This is a genomic window from Streptomyces sp. NPDC050988 (assembly GCF_044456225.1).
In the GTDB taxonomy this organism is placed as follows: domain Bacteria; phylum Actinomycetota; class Actinomycetes; order Streptomycetales; family Streptomycetaceae; genus Streptomyces.
Map to the genome: position 1 here is coordinate 42,998 of NZ_JBITFQ010000024.1, position 18,553 is coordinate 61,550.

Consider the following 18,553-nt stretch of genomic DNA (forward strand, 5'->3'; position numbering starts at 1 on the left):
GAGCACCGGTTTTTTCAGGGGCGCGAGGAACTGCGCGAGCAACTCAAACCGACGGCCACTCGGCAAACGGGCCTCGGCACCGGGTTTTTCAGGGGCGCGGGGAACTGCGCACCCAGCACCGACCCACCCGCACCCACACATCCACCGCGGCAAGCGACACCGCTACTCCGACAGGTGTCGCTCCACCGTGTCGACCTTGGACGTCAGTCCGTCCGTGACCCCGGGCCGGATGTCCGCCTTGAGGACCAAGGACACCCGCGGAGCCCGCTCCTCCACCACAGCGACGGCACGCTTCACCACAGCCATCACTTCATCCCACTCCCCCTCGATCGAGGTAAACATCGCGTCGGTGCGATTGGGCAGCCCCGACTCCCGCACAACCCGCACGGCGTCGGCGACGTACTCGCCCACGTCCTCGCCGACACCCAGCGGCGTCACGGAAAAGGCGACGATCATGCGTTGACGATCCCTTCGTTGCGCGCGCGCGGGACGCGATCAGCGCGCTCTCCGCCTCACGCTTGAGCTTGCGCTCCGCGAAGAAACCGCCGGCCGGCAGCACCGAGAGCACGAAGTAGAGGGCCGCGGTCTTCAGGTCCCACTTGGCACGGTTCCAGGCGTCGGCCCAGAAGATCAGGTACAGGATGAAGAGGACGCCGTGGACCATGCCCATCACGGGCACCGCGTTGAAGTCCGTCGTCCGCTTCAGCACCGAGCAGACCAGCAGGAGAAGGAAGGAAACGGCCTCGGGGGCCGAGACCAGACGGAGACGACGGAGGGCGGAGGCGGTCTTGATGTCCACGAGTCACCTTCGGTGGGAGGAGTCTGGGGTGGATTCGGAAGGGGTGCCGGTGCCGTGCCGATGCTTTGTGAACGCACGCACAAGCTTTCCCATTGAAGCATCCGGGCCCCGGCCGCCCGGCCGCGGGGTCCCGGCCGGCGGCACCTGACGGACCGGACCCCGAGGTGTCCTCGGGGACGGATCATCCCGAAGGATCTGTTCGGCGACCAGGCCCGACGGCTACCGTCATCACCGTGGCGATGTTCCGACTGCAAGGCAGCAAGGTGCTGGCCGTCGACATGACCGGCGACGCCGTGAAGGCGAAGAACGGTTCGATGGTGGCGTACGACGGTCAGATGGCCTTCAAGAAGCTCAGCGGCGGTGGCGAGGGTATCCGCGGCATGGTGACGCGCCGGATCACCGGTGAGCAGATGACCCTCATGGAGGTGAAGGGGCAGGGGACCTGCTGGTTCGCCGACCGGGCCAGTGAGATCAACCTCGTGAACCTCCAGGGCGACAAACTCTTCGTCGAGTCGAGCAATCTGCTCGCGACCGACTCCGGCCTGCGTACGGGCACGTCCTTCACGGGACTCAGGGGCGCCTCGCAGGGCAACGGGCTCTTCACGACGACCATCGAGGGGCACGGCCAGGCGGCGATCATGTCGGACGGTCCTGCCGTGGTACTGCGGGTCAGCGCGCAGTACCCGCTGACCGTCGACCCGGGGGCGTACATCGCTCATCAGGGCAATCTGCGGCAGTCCTTCCAGTCCGGTGTGACGTTCCGCACGTTCATGGGCGAGGGCGGCGGCGAGGCCTTCCAGATCCGCTTCGAGGGCGACGGCGTCGTGTACGTACAGCCCAGTGAGCGCAACTCGATCGCGGGAGATGTGTGACATGCCCTTCCGTGAGATCAACTCGAAGATGATCGAGGCCACGGTCATGCCGGGGCAGCGGCTGTTCAGCCAGCGCGGCGCGATGCTCGCCTACAAGGGCGAGGTGTCCTTCACCCCCAACATGCAGGGCGGCCAGGGCGGGATCATGTCGATGATCGGACGGCGGGTGGCCGACGAGGCGACCCCGCTGATGACCGTCGAGGGCTCCGGCACGGTCCTGTTCGGGCACGGCGGCCACCACATCCAGGTGATCGGCCTGACGGGCGAGACCCTGTACGTGGAGGCGGACCGGCTGCTGGCCTTCGACGGCACCCTGGAGCAGGGCACGATGTTCATGGGCTCGCAGGGCGGGGTCATGGGCATGGTGCGCGGCCAGGTGACGGGTCAGGGGCTGTTCACCACGACCCTCAAGGGGCACGGCAGCGTCGCCGTCATGGCGCACGGCGGGGTCATCGAGGTGCCGATCAGCCCGCAGCGCCCGGTCCATGTCGACCCGCAGGCGTACGTCGCCCACCACGGGGACGTACGCAACAAGCTCTCCAGCGCGCTCGGTCTGCGCGATCTGGTGGGCCGCGGCTCGGGCGAGGCGTTCCAGCTGGAGCTGACCGGGAGTGGTGCGGTGTACGTGCAGGCGTCGGAGGAGAAGCTGTGACCACCTACCCGGGCACGGGCCCCGTGATCCACGACCCGTCGACGCTGCCGGTCGACGACAACGTGAACGCGTACACCTTCTGCGTGGAGCTCAAGGGGAGCGAGTGGTTCCTGCAGAAGGGCAAGATGATCGCGTACTACGGCTCGATGGAGTTCAACGGCATCGGGCACGGTCGTCTCGACCGGCTGGTGCGGACGAGTTTTCATTCGCCGTTGCACGCGAGCGACTGGGTCGTGGCCTCCGGCTCGGGCAAGATGCTCCTCGCCGACCGGGCCTTCGACGTGAACTCCTTCGACCTGGAGGAGGGCAACCTGACCATTCGCTCGGGCAACCTCCTCGCTTTTCAGCCAAGTCTCGCGCTGAAGCAGTCGATCGTGCCGGGCTTCCTCACGCTGATCGGGACGGGCAAGTTCGTGGCCGCGTCGAACGGTCCCGTGGTGTTCATGGAACCCCCGATCCGGGTCGACCCGCAGGCCCTGGTCGGCTGGGCCGACTGTCCCTCGCCGTGCCACCATTACGACCACGGGTACATGACAGGCCTGATGGGCGGTCTACGTGCGCTGACGGGCATGGGAGGGGCCTCCGGGGAGGAGCACCAGTTCGAGTTCGTGGGAGCCGGCACGGTGCTGCTCCAGTCCAGCGAGGCACTGATGGCCGAGCAGGCCGCGGGCGCGGTCCCGCACGAGCCCGGAGTGCCGGGTGGTGGCGGGGTACCCGGCCACCAGGGACAGCAAGCCGGCGCACCGCGCCTTCCCGGACAGCTGGGAGACCTCCAGCGTCGCTTCGGGCTGTGAGCGGTAGTCTGCGGAGTGTGACGTCGAACGTGTGCGCGCCGTCACGCAACCCTCACTAGTTCGCCTTTCAACATCTTAGGTAGAATTCATACATGGAGACCGAGACGGCCACTCGCTGGCTGACCGATGCGGAGCAGTGCGCCTGGCGCACCCACCTGGAGGTCAACAGGCTGTTGACGTATCAGCTGGAGAAGGACCTCCAACCGTTCGGCCTGACGATGAACGACTACGAGATCCTGGTGAACCTCTCCGAGTCGGAGGGCGTCCGGATGCGGATGAGCGACCTCGCGTCCGCCACCCTCCAGTCCAAGAGCCGCCTCTCCCACCAGATCACCCGCATGGAGAACGCGGACCTGGTCAGGCGCGAGAACTGCGAGTCCGACCGCCGTGGGCTGTACGCCGTGCTCACGGACCACGGCATGGAGACGATGAGGAAGGTCGCGCCTCATCATGTGGCGTCCGTGCGGCGGCACTTCATCGACCTCCTGTCGCCGGAGGCCCTGGAAGAGCTCCACAAGTCCCTGACCCCGATCGCGGAACACCTGCGGGGGCAGCGGGGGCGTTCGTGACACAAGGCGGCGCCCCATAGGGGCGCGAGGAACGGCGCAGCCTCTTAGGGGCGCGGGGAACTGCGCAATCTTTTAGGGGCGCGGGGAACTGCGCGACCAGCCCCCACCGGCCCGCAGGTTCATCACGGTCCTCCTGGCGGAGCGGGCAGACGGAGTTCGAACAGGGCTCCGCCTGTCGGCGCGTCCCGCACGGTGAGTGACCCACCGTGCCGGACGGCGACATCGCGGGCGATGGCGAGGCCCAGACCGGCTCCGCCGTCGTCGCGCGTACGGGCCTCGTCGAGCCGTACGAACCGCTCGAAGACCCGCTCGCGCTCGGCCGCGGGCACGCCCGTGCCGTCGTCGGCGACCCCGACGACCGCCCACTCCCCCGCGCGTCGCACGGTCACGGCGACCGAGGTCCGTGTGTGCCGCTGCGCGTTGTCCAGCAGATTGCCCAGCACGCGCGCCAGCTGCCCGCGCGACCCGGCCACCTCGGCGGACTCGGCGTCCACGGACACCACGACCCGGTCCCCGACCCGCTGGCCCGCCTCCTCGCGGACGAACGCCGCCAGATCCAGGCGCGCGTCCGAGGGCCGCTCCCCCGTGTCCAGCCGGGCGAGCAGCAACAGGTCGGCGGCCAGCCGCTGCAGCCGTACGGTGTCCTCGACGGCCCCGTCCACATCGAGCAACTCCGGGTGCGCGGCGCCCACTTCGAGCTGGGTGCGCAGCGAGGCGATGGGGCTGCGCAGCTCGTGCGAGGCGTCGGCGACGAACGCGCGCTGCCGCTCCACCGAGGCCTCCAGGGCGGCGAGCGTCTCGTTCGTCGTACGGGCGAGGCGGGCGACCTCGTCGTGGGTGGCGGGCTCGGGGACGCGCCGCGAGAGGTCCTCCGAGGCCGTGATGGCGGCCATCTCGGCACGGATCCCCTCCACGGGGCGCAGGGCCCGCCTGGTGACGACGTACGTCACCCCGCTGACCGTCACCAGCAGCAGGGGCAGGCCGATCAGCATGGCCGTCAACGCCGTGCCGACAGCGCCCTGTTCGGCGGAGAGCGGAGCGCCCGCGTAGACGGTGAGCGGGACACCCCCCTTGGTGACCACGTCGACCCCGGCGAACCGGTAGTCGGCCGTCTCCCCCTCGACGGTCGCGGTGCCCTCGCCGTACCAGGTCTCGTCGGCGATGTCGCCGGCCTCGAGAGCGTCCTCCTCGTCGGCCAGCCCCTCGTCCGTGTCGCCGGCGTCGTCGTTGGCGACGGAGTTCAGCCGGTCCGAGGCCTTGGCGGTCACGCTCATGCCCTCGACGTCCTCGCCGGAGGCGACGGCCTTCCCCTTGCGGTCCAGGACCTCGACAGGGTTCTCGTCGCCGTCCGGCAGGTCGAGATCGTTGTACGCGAGCCCGTTCGACAGTGCCGAGGCGGCGTTGCGGGCCACCGAGTCGGCCTCGGCGTCGGCCTGGCCGATGAGGCTGGCGCGCAGCGCGAGCAGCACGGCGGCGCCCGCGGCGACCAGGGCTATGGCGACGACGAGGGTCGCGGCGAGCGTGGCGCGGGCCCGTACCGACCGCATCCGCCGCCTCATGCCCGTGCCTCCAGTCTGTATCCGGCCCCGCGTACGGTCCTGATCAGCTCCGCGCCGAGCTTGCGGCGCAGGGTGCTGATGTAGACCTCGACGATGTTCGGGTCGCCCTCGTACGCGAAGTCCCAGACGTGCTCCAGGATGTCGGCTTTCGACACGACCTCCCCGGCCCGCACGACGAGCTGTTCGAGGACGGAGAACTCCTTGGTGGTCAGGGTGATCTCGTCGTCCGCGAGGAACACGCGCCGGGCGGCGGTGTCGACCTTCAGGTGCCCGATCTCGTGCACGGGCGAGGCCCCGCCCGACGGGCCGCGCCGCCGCAGGAGCGCCTTCACCCGGGCGACGAGGACGACGTACGAGAACGGCTTGGTCAGATAGTCGTCGGCGCCCGTGTCGAGGCCCTCCGCCTCGTCGTACTCGCCGTCCTTGGCGGTGAGCATCAGGATCGGCACGTCGTGTCCCGCGGCGCGCAGGGCGCCGCACACGCGGTAGCCGTTCATGCCGGGCAGCATGATGTCGAGGATGACGAGGTCGTACGAGCCCTCGCCGGCCATGTGCAGCCCCTCCAGGCCGTCGTGGACCACGTCCACGGCGTATCCCTCGGCCGTCAGGCCCTTGGCGAGCGACAGGGCGAGCCGCTTTTCGTCCTCCACGATCAACAGGCGCATGGGCCAAGAGTCGCAAACCCAACCTGAAGAAGCCTTCAGGAGGCTTCAGGTCCGCTTCAGCGTCGGTCGGCCAGATTGGTTCCCGTCGACAGCAGACGAGGCAGAACAAGCCACTGCAACCGGCGACACCATCCGTTACTGGTTGCAACCAGTCGCATTCTGGAGGAATCCCATGAAGCGCAACATCGTCATCGCCACCATCGCGGCCGCGGCCCTGATCGGCGGCGGCACCGCGACCGCCCTCGCGGTCTCGGGTGACGAAGAGGCGCCGGCGAAGAAGTCCGACGTGCAGGTGTCGAACGACGACACCGGCCGCGACGACGACGCCAATGTGAACGACACCGACGACGCCGACGACAACGACGCGGACGACAAGGCGGAGGACAGGGCCGACGCTGCCGAGGACAAGGCCGAGAACGCCGCCGACGCCAAGGTCGCGCAGGTCGACGCCGCCGACGCGATCAGGGCGGCGCTGAAGAACACGGCCGGTACGGCGGTCTCGGCCGACCTGGACGACGAGGGCACCAAGCACGTGTGGGACGTGGACATCCTCACCAACGGCGGCGCCTGGCACAGCGTCCAGGTCGACCCCGCCAACGGCAAGGTCGTCGGCTCCCACGTCGACCGGGACGACGACGGCGACGACGCCGCCGAGACCGCGCAGATCCGTGCCGCCCTGAAGGGCAGCTCCGTCACCGCCGCCGAGGCCGCGGAGGCCGGCGCCGCCAAGGGCACGGTGACCTCCGTCGACCTCGACGAGGAGAGCACGGACAAGGCCTGGGAGGTCGACACCACCGCCGCGAACGGCACCGGCAGCGACTGGAGGGTCGACTCCGGCTCCGGCAAGGTCACGGCGGACCGCTCGAACGACTGACGTCACCTCCTCCCACCCCAGGGACCACTAGGGACCACAGGGACCTCAGGAGCACAGGATCACAGGTAAGGGCACCCGGCACCGGGTGCCCTTACCGGCGTTCGGGGGCCTGTTCCGCCGCGCCGGCCTCCGTCTCCGCCTTCTGCTTCTGCTTCTGCTCCTGCTCCTGCTCCTGCTTCCGCTCCTGAGGCAGTGCGCGGGGATACCGGGTGCCCACGCCGACGGCGGCGGCCGCGAGCAGCGCCGCCCCGCCGGCCAGGGCGAATCCCGCCGCCAGGGGCAGGCGGCCCACCAGCAGTCCCGCGGCCGCCGCACCCGTCGAAATGCCCGCGTTCACCGCGGTGTTGACCCAGGCACCGGCCTGGACCCGGGCACCCGGCGCGGCGGACTCGTCGGCCACCAGATACGCGGTGGTCAGCGCCGGGGCGACGAAGAACCCGGCACACACGACAGCGGCGGTGAGCGTGGCGAGGCCCGGGGCGAGCCCGGCGACGGCCAGGGCCAGGCCGAGGCCCGCCGTCAGCGCCGGCAGTCGCACCCGGGTTCCGGTGCGCCACTCGACCGAGCCGTACAGCAGCCCGCCCACGGCGCTCCCGGCCGACAGCGCTGCGAAGATCCACGCCACGGTGTCGTCCCCGTGGCCCCGCTGCTCGGCGAAGGCCAGCACCAGCAGGTCGACGGCACCGAGCGCGAGCCCGATGCCCGCGGCCACGACGACGGGCTGGACGAGCCCGCGCCCGATCCGCGCCCGGGCCCGGACACGGCGGGCCCGTACGGCAACGCCCGTCACCGCGGGTGAGCTGACGAACGCCAGTGTGCCGATGCCCACCAGCAGAGCGCTGACCGCGACCCCCGCGGCCGGCGGCGCGAACCCTACGAGCACGCCCACCAGCAGCGGCCCCGAGACGAACAGCAGTTCCTCGGCGACGCCGTCCAGGCTGTACGCGCGCTGCAACAGCCGCCTGTCGGTGACGAGTTCGCCCCACACGGCCCGCATGGTGGCGCCGAGGGGCGGGGTGCAGGCGCCCGCCGCGACGGCGACCGCGCCCAGGACGGCCGCGGGTGCGCCGGGGCGCCAGGTCGCCGCGGCGAGTGTGCCGAGCAGGCCCGCGTACAGCCCGGCCATCGGCAGCAGTGCGCGGCGCGGGCCGTGGCGGTCGACCAGGGCCGCCCGCAGGGGCGACAGAAAGACACTCGCGGCGCCGAAGAACGCCATGACGACACCGGCCACGGCGTACGAGCCGGTGGCGCGGCTCACCGCCAGCAGCACGGCCAGCGAGACCATGCCGTACGACAGCCTGCCCACGAGGGCGGCTGTGAAGGTGTGGGTGGCGTGGGGCGTGCGTAGTACCGCGGCGTACGAGGGCCGCGTTGAAGACGCAGACATGCGAAGAGTTCCTCAGAATGGGGGCGCCGCCGGGGTGGGCGTGCGCCCGGGCAACGGGGACGCCTGTGCTCCGCGACGACCGCGCCTGGTGCGCTGCCGATCGCGGGCCGGGGCGGGCCCTATGCCAAGAGGAGGAACACGCCCCCGAAGCTACCAGCGCCCCCGGGGGACCAACAGGCCTTTTCTCGCCCCCGCCGCCCCTACCCATTCCCGTCACTAACTCAGGGGCTCCGCCCCCGAACCCCCAAAAGACTGCGCAGTTCCCCGCGCCCCTAGGGTTTTCAGGGGCGCGGGGAACTGCGCGACCAGCCACATCCGGGCCCGCACCCGACAACGCACCCCACGGGGTCTGGGGCGGAGCCCCAGAAGGACGGGAATGGGTAGGGGCGGCGGGGGCGAGGAAACCCAGGGTCAGCCCTCTGTCAGGCCCTTCACCAGGGAGTCCGCCGCCTGGTAGGGGTCAAGGTCGCCCGCGACGATGCGCTCCGCGAGGGCGCTGAGGCGCCGGTCTCCGTGGAGGTCGGCGATCCGGGCGCGAAGGGCCGTGACGGCGATCGTCTCGACCTCCCGGGAGGCCCGGGCGAGACGCCGCTCCGCGAGAACTCCCCGCTCCTCCATCCACGCCCGATGCTTCTCCAGCGCCTCGACGACCTCGTCGATCCCTTCCTCCCGCGCCGCGACCGTCTTCACGATGGGCGGCCGCCAGTCCCCGGGCCCCCGGGACTCCCCGAGCCCCAGCATGTGGTTCAGCTCGCGGGCGGTCGCGTCCGCCCCGTCCCGGTCGGCCTTGTTGACGACGTACACGTCACCGATCTCCAGGATCCCCGCCTTGGCGGCCTGGATGCCGTCGCCCATGCCGGGAGCCAGCAGCACCACACTCGTGTCGGCCTGCGAGGCGATCTCGACCTCGGACTGCCCGACGCCGACGGTCTCCACGAGGACGACGTCGCAGCCCGCCGCGTCCAGCACCCGGATGGCCTGCGGGGCGGCCCAGGCGAGCCCGCCGAGGTGCCCCCGCGTCGCCATGGAGCGGATGTAGACCCCGGGGTCGGACGCGTGGTCCGACATCCGCACCCGGTCGCCCAGGAGCGCACCGCCCGAGAAGGGCGAGGACGGGTCGACGGCGAGGACACCAACCCGCCTGCCCTGCCGCCGGTAGGCCGTCACGAGCGCCGACGTGCACGTCGACTTGCCGACACCGGGCGAGCCCGTGAGCCCCACGACGTACGCGTTGCCCGCGAGCGGCGCCAGTGCGGCCATGACCTCGCGGAGCTGCGGGGACGCCCCCTCCACCAGGGAGATCAGCCGGGCCACGGCCCGCGGCCTGCCTTCCCTGGCCTGGGTCACCAGCGAGGCGACGTCCTGCATCACAGCTCCGTTCATCGAGCGGGAAAACGCGTCAGACCTTGGGTACCCGCACGATCAGCGCGTCACCCTGTCCGCCGCCACCGCACAGCGCCGCCGCGCCCACCCCGCCGCCCCGCCGCTTCAGTTCGAGGGCGAGGTGCAGTACGAGCCGGGCGCCGGACATGCCGATCGGGTGACCGAGGGCGATGGCACCGCCGTTGACGTTCACCTTTTCCGTCGACACCCCGAGGTCCTTCATTGACTGGACCGCGACGGCGGCGAAGGCCTCGTTGATCTCGATCAGGTCAAGATCCTCGACGCCGATGCCCTCCTTCTTGAGGGCGTGCTGGATCGCGTTCGACGGCTGCGACTGCAAAGAGTTGTCCGGTCCCGCGACGTTTCCGTGGGCGCCGATCTCCGCGATCCAGTCCAGTCCGAGCTCCAGCGCCTTGGCCTTGCTCATGACGACGACGGCGGCCGCCCCGTCGGAGATCTGCGAGGCCGAGCCGGCGGTAATCGTCCCGCCCTTCGCGAACGCGGGCCGCAGCTTGCCGAGCGACTCGGTGGTCGTCTCGCCGCGGATGCCCTCGTCCTCGCTGAAGACGACGGGCTCGCCCTTGCGCTGCGGAATCTCCACCGGAGTGATCTCGGCCTCGAAGAGGCCGTTCTTCTGCGCGGCGGCGGCCCGCTGGTGCGAGAGGGCCGAGAAGTCGTCCTGCTCGGGCCGCAGGATGCCCAGGCGTGTGTTGTGCTTCTCGGTCGACTCACCCATGGCGATGTTCTCGAAGGCGTCGGTGAGCCCGTCGTACGCCATCGCGTCGAGCATCTCGATCGCGCCGTACTTGTAGCCCTCCCGGGACTTCGGCAGCAGGTGGGGAGCGTTGGTCATGGACTCCTGGCCGCCCGCCACGATCACGTCGAACTCGCCGGCGCGGATCAGCTGGTCGGCGAGCGCGACGGCGTCGAGGCCCGACAGACAGACCTTGTTGATCGTGAGCGCCGGGACGCTCATCGGGATGCCCGCCTTGACCGCGGCCTGGCGTGCCGGGATCTGCCCTGCCCCGGCCTGGAGCACCTGGCCCATGATCACGTACTGCACCTGGTCGCCGCCGATGCCCGCACGGTCGAGGGCGGCCTTGATCGCGAAACCACCGAGGTCGGCTCCGGAGAAGGACTTCAGAGAGCCCAGCAGCCGTCCCATCGGGGTGCGGGCACCCGCGACGATGACGGAGGTGGTGCTGTTCGTTCCAGACATGAGGAGCGATCCCCTTCCAGCTTGCACAGCTGAGGAGTGAACGAGTTGGGGGGGTCTGGGGGGATCCCCCCAGATGAGGGTGTACTGAAAATGTACTGAGCGGTACGCCCCCCGTCATCCGGCGCGGTGTGTGATCGCGCGCACGTTGCGTAACCGCCTCGGGAGCGCTGCACTGACACCATGCTGACGCGAATCGACCACATCGGGATCGCCTGTTTCGACCTCGACAGGACTGTCGAGTTCTACCGTGCCACGTACGGCTTCGAGGTCTTCCACACCGAGGTCAACGAGGAGCAGGGCGTGCGCGAGGCCATGCTCAAGATCAATGAGACGTCCGACGGGGGCGCCTCCTATCTCCAGCTCCTGGAACCCACCCGCGAGGACTCCGCCGTCGGGAAGTGGCTGGCCAAGAACGGTGAGGGCGTGCACCACATCGCCTTCGGTACGGCGGATGTGGACGCGGACGCGGCCGCCATCGGCGACAAGGGCGTACGCGTGCTGTACGACGAGCCGCGCAGGGGTTCGATGGGGTCGCGCATCACCTTTCTGCACCCAAAGGATTGCCATGGCGTCCTGACAGAACTGGTCACATCGGCGCCTGTTGAGTCACCTGAGCACTGACCCGCGTACATAAGGGCCGGTAGGGTTGGGGACGGCCGCCGCTTCTTCGGGGCGGTCCGGGTCCTCATCGTCAGGATCCGAGGGCCGGGGTCCAGGTTTCGGGGGCGAGTGGCGGAGCAGCAGCGTGTGCTCCGCCGTTGATCTGACACCATTCCCCGGGGGCCCCGTTCGGCGGATGGACGGTGCTCGTTTGGAGAGACTTGCGACCAGGGGACGGATGGGACCGCGCAGTGCGGGGCTACGAACGCCAGGAGCGAGAGCCGGCGGCTGACGTCGACCACCTCTCTCGGTTCGAGGCCGAGATGGAACGGCTGAAGACCGAGCGGGAGAAGGCCGTCCAGCACGCCGAGGACCTCGGCTATCAGGTCGAGGTGCTGCGCGCCAAGCTGCACGAGGCGCGCCGCAGTCTGGCGACCCGGCCTGCCTACGACAGCGCCGACATCGGCTATCAGGCCGAGCAGATGCTCCGTAACGCGCAGATCCAGGCCGACCAGCTGCGCCAGGACGCCGAGCGGGAGCTGAGTCAGGCCCGCGCGCAGACGCAGCGGATCCTCCAGGAGCACGCCGAGCAGGCCGCCCGCCTCCAGGCGGAGCTGCACCAGGAGGCGGTCACCCGTCGCCAGCAGCTCGACCAGGAGCTCTCCGAGCGCCGGCAGAGCGTCGAGTCGCACGTCAACGAGAACGTGGCGTGGGCCGAGCAGCTGCGCGCCCGCAGCGAGCAGCAGGCCCGCCGGCTGGTCGACGAGTCCCGTGGCGAGGCGGAGCAGGCCCTGGCCGCCGCCCGCGCGGAGGCCGAGCGGGTCGCCGCGGAGGCCCGTCAGCGGCTGCAGAGCGACGCGGAGCAGGCGCGCGCGGAGGCCGAGGCGCTGCTGCGCCGGGCCCGTACCGACGCCGAGCGGCTGCTGAACGCGGCGTCGACGCAGGCCCAGGAGGCCACCGACCACGCCGAGCAGCTGCGCAGTTCGACCGCCACCGAGTCGGACAGCGCGCGCCGTCAGGCCGGCGAGCTGAGCCGGGCCGCCGAGCAGCGCATAAGCGAGGCCGAGTCGGCGCTGCGCGAGGCGCGGGCCGAGGCGGAGAAGGTCCTCGCCGAGGCGAAGGAGGCCGCGGCCAAGGCGCTCTCCAGCGCGGAGTCGGCGAACGAGCAGCGCGGGCGTACGGCGAAGGAGCAGGTCGCCCGGCTGGTCAGCGAGGCCGTCAAGGAGGCCGAGGCGACCAAGGCCGAGGCCGAGCAGGTCGTCGCGGACGCCAAGACCGCCGCCGAGAAGATCGTCGCGGAGGCCGAGGAGCACGCGCGCAGCCTCACCGCCGAGGAGACCGCCTCCCAGCTCGCCAAGGCGGCCCGTACGGCCGAGGACGTCCTGAACAAGGCGTCCGAGGAAGCCAAGTCGACCACCAAGGCCGCGTCCGAGGAGGCCGAGCGGATCCGCGCCGGGGCCGAGGCGGAGGCGGACCGGCTGCGTGCCGAGGCGCACGACATCGCCGAGCAGCTCAAGGGCACGGCGAAGGACGACACCAAGGAGTACCGCGCCAAGACGGTCGAGCTGCAGGAGGAGGCGCGCCGGCTGCGCGGCGACGCCGAGCAGCTGCGCGCGGACGCCAACGCCGAGGGCGAGCGGATCCGTTCCGAGGCCCGGCGCGAGGCCGTCCAGCAGATCGAGGAGGCGGCCAAGACCGCCGAGGAACTGCTCGCCAAGGCGAAGGCCGACGCGGACGACCAGCGGTCGAACGCGACGACGGAGAGCCAGCGGGTCCGTACGGAGGCCATCGAGCGCGCCACGACGCTGCGCCGACAGGCCGAGGAGACCCTGGAGCGCACCCGCGCGGAGGCCGAGCGGCACCGGGCGGAGGCCGTCGAGCGGTCCGAGGGCATCATCGCGGAGGCCGAGCGTGCCGCCCGCGAACTGCACGAGGACACCGAGCGGGCCATAGCGGCCCGCCAGGCCGAGGCCGCCGAGGGGCTGACCCGGCTGCACACGGAGGCCGAGGAGCGCCTCGCGTCCGCCGAGGAGGCGCTGACCGACGCGCGCGCGGAGGGCGAGCGGATCCGCCGTGAGGCCGCCGAGGAGATCGACCGGCTGCGCGGCGAGGCCGCCGAGCGGATCCGTACGCTCCAGGCGCAGGCCGAGGCGGAGGCCGAGCGGCTCCGCGACGAGGCCGCCTCCGACGCGTCCGCCTCGCGTGCCGAGGGCGAGTCCATCGCCGTACGGCTGCGTTCGGAGGCCGCGGCGGAGGCCGAGCGGCTGAAGTCGGAGGCGCTGGACACCGCGGACCGCGTACGGACGGAGGCGCAGGCCGCCGCGGAGCGGCTCGCCACCGAGGCGGCCGAGGCGCTGTCCGCCGCCCAGGAGGAGGCCGCCAGGCGTCGCCGCGAGGCCGAGGAGCTGCTCGGCGCCGCCCGGCAGGAGGCCGACCAGGAGCGGGAGCGGGCTCGCGAGCAGAGCGAGGAGCTGCTGGCCTCGGCGCGCAACCGCGTGGACGAGGCCCAGACCGAGGCCCTGCGGCTGGTCGAGGAGGCGGACCGCCGGGCGACCGAGATGGTGTCGGCCGCCGAGCAGACCGCACAGCAGGTCCGGGACTCCGTCGCCGGGCTGCACGAGCAGGCCCAGGAGGAGATCACGGGTCTGCGCAGCGCCGCCGAGCACGCGGCGGAGCGCACGCGCACCGAGGCACAGCAGGAGGCCGACCGGGTCCGCGCCGACGCGTACGCGGAGCGGGAGCGGGCCGCCGAGGACGGCAACCGGCTCCGGCGCGAGGCGCAGCAGGAGTCGGAGGCCGCCAAGTCCCTTGCGGAGCGCACGGTCTCGGAGGCGATCACCGAGTCCGAGCGGCTGCGCTCGGATGCCTCGGAGTTCGTCCAGCGGGCCCGTACGGAGGCTTCGGACACCGTCGCGGCGGCCGAGCAGGACGCCTCACGGGCGCGGGCCGAGGCCCGCGAGGACGCCAACCGCATCCGGTCGGACGCGGCGACGCAGGCCGACACCCTCATCACCGAGGTGACGTCGGAGGCGGAGCGGCTCACGGCGGAGACCAACGCGGAGGCGGAGCGGGTCCGTTCGGAGTCCGTGGCGAAGGCCGAGAAGCTGATCTCGGACGCGACGGGCGACGCGGAACGGCTGCGCGCCGAGGCGGCCGAGACGGTCGGTTCCGCGCAGCAGCACGCCGAGCGGGTCAGGGCGGAGGCGGCGCGCGTCAAGAACGAGGCGGCCGCCGAGGCGGACCGGCTCATGTCGAACGCACGCGACGAGGCCGACGACACCCTGGACAAGGCGCGCAAGGAGGCCAACAAGCGGCGCTCCGAGGCGGCCGAGCAGGTCGACACGCTGATCTCGGAGACGGCCGCCGAGGCCGACAAGCTCATCACGGAGGCCCAGCAGACGGCGCACAAGACCACCGCGGACGCCGAGGGGCATGCCGACACGATGGTCGGCGCCGCCCGCAACGAGGCGGAGCGGCTGGTCTCCGAGGCGACCGTCGAGGGCAATTCGCTGGTGGAGCGGGCCCGGACGGACGCGGACGAGCTGCTGGTCGGCGCGCGCCGGGACGCCACCGCCATAAGAGAGCGGGCGGAGGAGCTGCGTGACCGGATCACCGGCGAGATCGAGGATCTGCACGACCGGGCCCGCCGGGAGTCCGCGGAGACGATGAAGGCGGCGGGCGACCGCTGCGACGCGCTCATCAAGGCCGCCGAGGACCAGCTGCGCGAAGCCGAGGCGAAGGCCAAGGACCTGGTGTCGGAGGCCAACTCCGAGGCGGGCAAGGTCCGGATCGCCGCCGTGAAGAAGGCGGAGGGGCTTCTCAAGGAGGCCGAGCAGAAGAAGGCCGCGCTCATCTCCGAGGCCGAGGCGATCAGGTCCGAGGCGGTGCGCGAGGCGCGGGCCGCGGTCGAGGAGGGCAAGCGCGAGCTGGAAGTGCTGGTCCGGCGCCGCGAGGACATCAATGCCGAGATCTCCCGTGTCCAGGACGTCCTTGAGGCGTTGGAGTCGTTTGAGGCCCCGTCGAGTGGCAAGGACGGTGGCGTCAAGGCTGCCGCTGCGGCCGGTGCGACTCGTTCGGGTGGCAAGCCGTCGGAGGGCTAGCCAAATGGCCAATTTCCGTGCTTGCCAGAGGCCTTCGGCATCGTCTCTGGCAAGCGCTCCGGCAGTTAGCCATCAAAAAGGGTGTCATTCTCCATATCAATCGGGCTACTGCTCGATGACACACCGTCTTGCCCCCTAGGATTCCACCTATCACCTCACCGGTCTCATTCGACAGGAACCCCATGAGCGACACTTCCCCCTACGGCTTCGAGCTTGTGCGGCGTGGGTACGACCGCGCTCAGGTGGACGAACGCATTTCGAAGCTCGTCTCCGACCGTGACAGCGCTCTGGCCCGTATCACTGCTCTGGAAAAGCGCATCGAGGAGCTCCATCTCGAAACGCAGAACGCCCAGGCCCAGGTCAGCGACGCCGAGCCGTCGTACGCCGGCCTCGGTGCGCGCGTCGAGAAGATCCTCCGCCTCGCCGAGGAGGAGGCGAAGGACCTGCGCGAAGAGGCCCGTCGCGCGGCGGAACAGCACCGTGAGCTCGCCGAGTCGGCGGCCCAGCAGGTGCGTAACGACGCAGAATCGTTCGCTGCGGACCGCAAGGCCAAGGCGGAGGACGAGGGCGTCCGGATCGTCGAGAAGGCCAAGTCCGACGCGTCTCAGCTGCGTAGCGAGGCTCAGAAGGACGCGCAGTCCAAGCGTGAGGAGGCGGACGCCCTCTTCGAGGAGACCCGTGCGAAGGCCGCTCAGGCCGCCGCCGACTTCGAGACGAACCTCGCCAAGCGCCGGGAGCAGTCCGAGCGCGACCTGGCCTCGCGTCAGGCCAAGGCGGAGAAGCGTCTCGCGGAGATCGAGCACCGCGCGGAGCAGCTCCGCCTGGAGGCCGAGAAGCTGCGTACGGACGCCGAGCGCCGCGCCCGTCAGACGGTGGAGACGGCTCAGCGCCAGGCCGAGGACATCGTGGCCGACGCGAACGCCAAGGCGGACCGGATCCGTTCCGAATCCGAGCGTGAGCTGGCGGCTCTGACGAACCGTCGTGACTCGATCAACGCTCAGCTGACGAATGTTCGCGAGATGCTCGCGACGCTGACCGGTGCGGCGGTCGCTGCCGCGGGCTCTCCGGCCGAGGACGAGCCGATCTCTCGTGGGGTTCCTGCGCAGCAGTCCCGGTAGGGATGGGTTGTGGGAGAGCTGCGGGCCGGTTGTGGCTGGTCGCGCAGTTCCCCGCGCCCCTTGACGGGGCGCGGCCCCTTAAAGACATAGAGCCCCCTGTCACTGAAGTGGCAGGGGGCTTTGTCGCGTTTTAGCGTGGGGCCATGATCGAGCTTGAAGGGCTTACCAAGCGGTACGGCGAGAAGATGGCGGTGAATCATCTGACGTTCACCGTACGGCCGGGGATCGTGACCGGGTTTCTGGGGCCGAACGGGGCCGGGAAGTCCACGACGATGCGAATGCTCCTCGGGCTCGACCGGCCGACCGCGGGTGATGTGCGGATCGACGGGCAGCACTACGACCATCTCAAGGATCCGCTGAAGTACATCGGGGCCCTGCTCGACGCGAAGGCCATGCACGGCGGCCGCAGCGCCTTCAACCATCTCCTGTGCCTCGCCCAGAGCAACGGGATTCCGAGGGCACGGGTGCACGAGGTCCTCGACACGGTGGGCCTCACGGCGGTGGCGAGGAAGAAGGCGAAGGGCTTCTCGCTCGGCATGGGGCAGCGGCTCGGTATCGCGGGCGCGCTGCTCGGCGACCCCCGGATCCTGATGTTCGACGAGCCGGTCAACGGGCTCGACCCCGAGGGCATCCACTGGATCCGCAACCTGATGAAGTCCCTGGCCGCCCAGGGCCGTACGGTCTTCGTCTCCTCGCATCTGATGAGCGAGATGGCGCTGACCGCCGACCACCTCGTCGTGATCGGCCAGGGCCGGCTGCTCGCCGACACCTCCATGGCCGACTTCATCCGGCAGAACTCACGCTCGTACGTACGGATCCGGTCGCCCCAGCGGGAGCGGCTGCTCGACGTGCTGCACGGGGCCGGGATCACCGTCGTCGAGTCCGGCGGCGAGGCGCTCGAAGTGGACGGCTCGAAGTCGGAGCACATCGGGGAGCTCGCGGCCCAGCACCAGATCGTGCTGCATGAGCTGAGCCCCCAACAGGCCTCGCTGGAAGAGGCGTTCATGCAGCTGACGGCGGAGTCGGTGGAGTACCACGCGCACTCGGACCCGGGGCTCGCCGGCACCGCGCCGACCGCCGTCGCACCCACCGGTCGGCCGCCGGCGCCTCAGTGGGGCGACGACTGGAAGAAGGGCTGAATCCATGGCCGCGACCCAGGTCGTCCGGTCCGAGTGGACCAAGATCCGGTCGGTGGCGTCCACGGTGTGGACGCTCTCTCTCGCCGCGGTGGTCACCGTCGCGCTCGGCGTGCTCATCTCGCTGCTGTCCAGGAACGAGTTCGACGACCTGAGCACGAAGGACCAGCTCTCCTTCGACCCGACGTTCATCAGCTTCGCGGGGATGAGTCTCGGCCAGCTGGCGATGATCGTGTTCGGTGTGCTGGTGGTCTCCAACGAGTACAGCACCGGCATGATCCGCACCTCGCTCGCCGCGGTGCCGCAGCGCGGCACGTTCCTCTTCAGCAAGATCGCGGTGGCGACCGGACTCGCCTTCGTCGTCGCCCTCGCCACCAGCTTCGTCGCCTTCTTCCTCGGCCAGGCGATGCTGGGCTCGCACCGGGCGTCGATCGGCGACCCTGGCGTCCTGCGCGCGGTCATCGGCGGCGGCCTCTACATGACCCTCATCGCCCTCTTCTCGATGGGCGTCGCCACGATGCTGCGCAGTCCGATGCTCTCCCTCGGCATCCTGATGCCCTTCTTCTTCCTGATCTCCGCCATCCTCGGCAACGTCGACGCCACCAAGAAGGTCGGCCAGTACCTCCCGGACCAGGCGGGCAGCAAGATCATGCAGGTCGTCACCCCGATCGACGACGATGTGCCGTACGGCCCCTGGGGCGGCCTGGGAATCATGGTCCTGTGGGTGCTGGTGGCGGTGGTGGGCGGATATGTGCTGCTCAAGAGGAGGGACGCGTAGGGCTCACGATTTTGCTCAGCTTTGGGGGGAACCGTCAGCGCCCGGCTA

16 protein-coding genes and 1 pseudogene are annotated in these 18,553 nt (G+C 70.6%); 10 read left to right on the forward strand and 7 right to left on the reverse strand.

The genetic code is table 11. From position 1 onward, the window contains the following. Positions 1–162 precede the first annotated feature (162 nt). Both ACIBEI_RS35585 and ACIBEI_RS35590 read right to left on the reverse strand, forming a co-directional pair. A complete protein-coding gene (locus tag ACIBEI_RS35585; RefSeq protein WP_398894532.1) occupies positions 163–456 on the reverse strand; it encodes an MTH1187 family thiamine-binding protein in 294 nt (97 codons plus the stop codon). Next, positions 453–799 (reverse strand): annotated as a pseudogene (locus ACIBEI_RS35590) (DUF3817 domain-containing protein). Before ACIBEI_RS35590 ends, ACIBEI_RS35585 begins: the two are co-directional and overlap by 4 nt. Positions 800–1,038: 239 nt before the next feature. Between ACIBEI_RS35590 and ACIBEI_RS35595 the strand changes: the two are divergent. The 4 genes from ACIBEI_RS35595 to ACIBEI_RS35610 all read left to right on the forward strand — a co-directional run bounded on the left by ACIBEI_RS35595 (position 1,039) and on the right by ACIBEI_RS35610 (position 3,686). Beyond that, positions 1,039–1,671 carry an AIM24 family protein gene (locus ACIBEI_RS35595; protein WP_398894674.1) on the forward strand — a complete coding sequence of 211 codons (633 nt, stop codon included), beginning with the start codon at positions 1,039–1,041 and terminating at the stop codon, positions 1,669–1,671. A gap of 1 nt (position 1,672) precedes the next feature. Further along, a complete protein-coding gene (locus ACIBEI_RS35600) occupies positions 1,673–2,323 on the forward strand; it encodes an AIM24 family protein (protein ID WP_398894534.1) in 651 nt (216 codons plus the stop codon). Next, positions 2,320–3,117, forward strand: coding sequence for an AIM24 family protein (locus tag ACIBEI_RS35605; protein ID WP_360769019.1), 798 nt, complete (start codon positions 2,320–2,322; stop codon positions 3,115–3,117). Before ACIBEI_RS35600 ends, ACIBEI_RS35605 begins: the two co-directional genes overlap by 4 nt. A gap of 92 nt (positions 3,118–3,209) precedes the next feature. Further along, the gene (locus ACIBEI_RS35610) at positions 3,210–3,686 is read left to right on the forward strand and encodes a MarR family winged helix-turn-helix transcriptional regulator (protein WP_398894536.1); all 477 of its coding nucleotides are present in this window, start codon (positions 3,210–3,212) and stop codon (positions 3,684–3,686) included. Positions 3,687–3,808: 122 nt separating this feature from the next. On the opposite strand, the gene ACIBEI_RS35615 is transcribed toward ACIBEI_RS35610, so the two are convergent. Both ACIBEI_RS35615 and ACIBEI_RS35620 read right to left on the reverse strand, forming a co-directional pair. After that, positions 3,809–5,245, reverse strand: coding sequence for an ATP-binding protein (locus ACIBEI_RS35615; RefSeq protein ID WP_398894537.1), 1,437 nt, complete (start codon positions 5,243–5,245; stop codon positions 3,809–3,811). Next, the gene (locus tag ACIBEI_RS35620) at positions 5,242–5,910 is read right to left on the reverse strand and encodes a response regulator transcription factor (RefSeq protein ID WP_398894539.1); all 669 of its coding nucleotides are present in this window, start codon (positions 5,908–5,910) and stop codon (positions 5,242–5,244) included. Before ACIBEI_RS35620 ends, ACIBEI_RS35615 begins: the two co-directional genes overlap by 4 nt. 172 nt (positions 5,911–6,082) lie before the next feature. On the opposite strand from ACIBEI_RS35620, the gene ACIBEI_RS35625 reads away from it, so the two are divergent. Further along, on the forward strand, positions 6,083–6,784 hold the full coding sequence (locus ACIBEI_RS35625) for a PepSY domain-containing protein (protein ID WP_398894540.1): 702 nt from the start codon (positions 6,083–6,085) through the stop codon (positions 6,782–6,784). Positions 6,785–6,875: 91 nt separating this feature from the next. Here the strand turns inward: ACIBEI_RS35625 and ACIBEI_RS35630 are convergent, their stop codons facing one another. From ACIBEI_RS35630 to ACIBEI_RS35640, 3 genes are all read right to left on the reverse strand, one after another. Beyond that, entirely contained in the window at positions 6,876–8,171 is a 1,296-nt protein-coding gene (locus tag ACIBEI_RS35630) for an MFS transporter (RefSeq protein ID WP_398894541.1), read from the reverse strand. 411 nt (positions 8,172–8,582) lie between these two features. Continuing rightward, a complete protein-coding gene (meaB, locus tag ACIBEI_RS35635) occupies positions 8,583–9,539 on the reverse strand; it encodes a methylmalonyl Co-A mutase-associated GTPase MeaB (RefSeq protein WP_398894543.1) in 957 nt (318 codons plus the stop codon). A 31-nt stretch (positions 9,540–9,570) separates the two neighbouring features. After that, on the reverse strand, positions 9,571–10,773 hold the full coding sequence (locus ACIBEI_RS35640) for an acetyl-CoA C-acetyltransferase (RefSeq protein ID WP_398894545.1): 1,203 nt from the start codon (positions 10,771–10,773) through the stop codon (positions 9,571–9,573). Positions 10,774–10,953: 180 nt separating this feature from the next. On the opposite strand from ACIBEI_RS35640, the gene mce reads away from it, so the two are divergent. The 5 genes from mce (at position 10,954) to ACIBEI_RS35665 (ending at position 18,505) form a co-directional block, all read left to right on the forward strand. Beyond that, positions 10,954–11,394: a methylmalonyl-CoA epimerase gene (mce, locus tag ACIBEI_RS35645; protein WP_398894547.1), complete on the forward strand. Its 441-nt coding sequence runs from the start codon at positions 10,954–10,956 to the stop codon at positions 11,392–11,394. Between the two features lie 230 nt (positions 11,395–11,624). Then, complete coding sequence (gene scy, locus ACIBEI_RS35650; protein WP_398894549.1) at positions 11,625–15,473, forward strand: polarized growth protein Scy; 3,849 nt, start codon at positions 11,625–11,627, stop codon at positions 15,471–15,473. Between the two features lie 182 nt (positions 15,474–15,655). Then, complete coding sequence (locus ACIBEI_RS35655) at positions 15,656–16,591, forward strand: cellulose-binding protein (protein WP_234514055.1); 936 nt, start codon at positions 15,656–15,658, stop codon at positions 16,589–16,591. Positions 16,592–16,734: 143 nt separating this feature from the next. Further along, positions 16,735–17,730 carry an ABC transporter ATP-binding protein gene (locus ACIBEI_RS35660; RefSeq protein WP_398894550.1) on the forward strand — a complete coding sequence of 332 codons (996 nt, stop codon included), beginning with the start codon at positions 16,735–16,737 and terminating at the stop codon, positions 17,728–17,730. A 4-nt stretch (positions 17,731–17,734) separates the two neighbouring features. After that, a complete protein-coding gene (locus ACIBEI_RS35665; RefSeq protein WP_398894552.1) occupies positions 17,735–18,505 on the forward strand; it encodes an ABC transporter permease in 771 nt (256 codons plus the stop codon). Positions 18,506–18,553: the final 48 nt, after the last annotated feature.

Excerpts from the sequence above, each read along its gene's own strand:
- ACIBEI_RS35640 (WP_398894545.1), bottom strand. The coding sequence starts at position 10,773 with ATGTCTGGAACGAACAGCACCACCTCCGTCATCGTCGCGGGTGCCCGC.
- ACIBEI_RS35620 (WP_398894539.1), bottom strand. The coding sequence starts at position 5,910 with ATGCGCCTGTTGATCGTGGAGGACGAAAAGCGGCTCGCCCTGTCGCTC.
- ACIBEI_RS35625 (WP_398894540.1), top strand. The coding sequence starts at position 6,083 with ATGAAGCGCAACATCGTCATCGCCACCATCGCGGCCGCGGCCCTGATC.
- ACIBEI_RS35595 (WP_398894674.1), top strand. The coding sequence starts at position 1,039 with ATGTTCCGACTGCAAGGCAGCAAGGTGCTGGCCGTCGACATGACCGGC.
- ACIBEI_RS35585 (WP_398894532.1), bottom strand. The coding sequence starts at position 456 with ATGATCGTCGCCTTTTCCGTGACGCCGCTGGGTGTCGGCGAGGACGTG.
- ACIBEI_RS35630 (WP_398894541.1), bottom strand. The coding sequence starts at position 8,171 with ATGTCTGCGTCTTCAACGCGGCCCTCGTACGCCGCGGTACTACGCACG.
- ACIBEI_RS35610 (WP_398894536.1), top strand. The coding sequence starts at position 3,210 with ATGGAGACCGAGACGGCCACTCGCTGGCTGACCGATGCGGAGCAGTGC.
- ACIBEI_RS35660 (WP_398894550.1), top strand. The coding sequence starts at position 16,735 with ATGATCGAGCTTGAAGGGCTTACCAAGCGGTACGGCGAGAAGATGGCG.
- ACIBEI_RS35615 (WP_398894537.1), bottom strand. The coding sequence starts at position 5,245 with ATGAGGCGGCGGATGCGGTCGGTACGGGCCCGCGCCACGCTCGCCGCG.
- meaB (WP_398894543.1), bottom strand. The coding sequence starts at position 9,539 with ATGCAGGACGTCGCCTCGCTGGTGACCCAGGCCAGGGAAGGCAGGCCG.
- ACIBEI_RS35665 (WP_398894552.1), top strand. The coding sequence starts at position 17,735 with ATGGCCGCGACCCAGGTCGTCCGGTCCGAGTGGACCAAGATCCGGTCG.
- mce (WP_398894547.1), top strand. The coding sequence starts at position 10,954 with ATGCTGACGCGAATCGACCACATCGGGATCGCCTGTTTCGACCTCGAC.
- ACIBEI_RS35600 (WP_398894534.1), top strand. The coding sequence starts at position 1,673 with ATGCCCTTCCGTGAGATCAACTCGAAGATGATCGAGGCCACGGTCATG.
- ACIBEI_RS35655 (WP_234514055.1), top strand. The coding sequence starts at position 15,656 with ATGAGCGACACTTCCCCCTACGGCTTCGAGCTTGTGCGGCGTGGGTAC.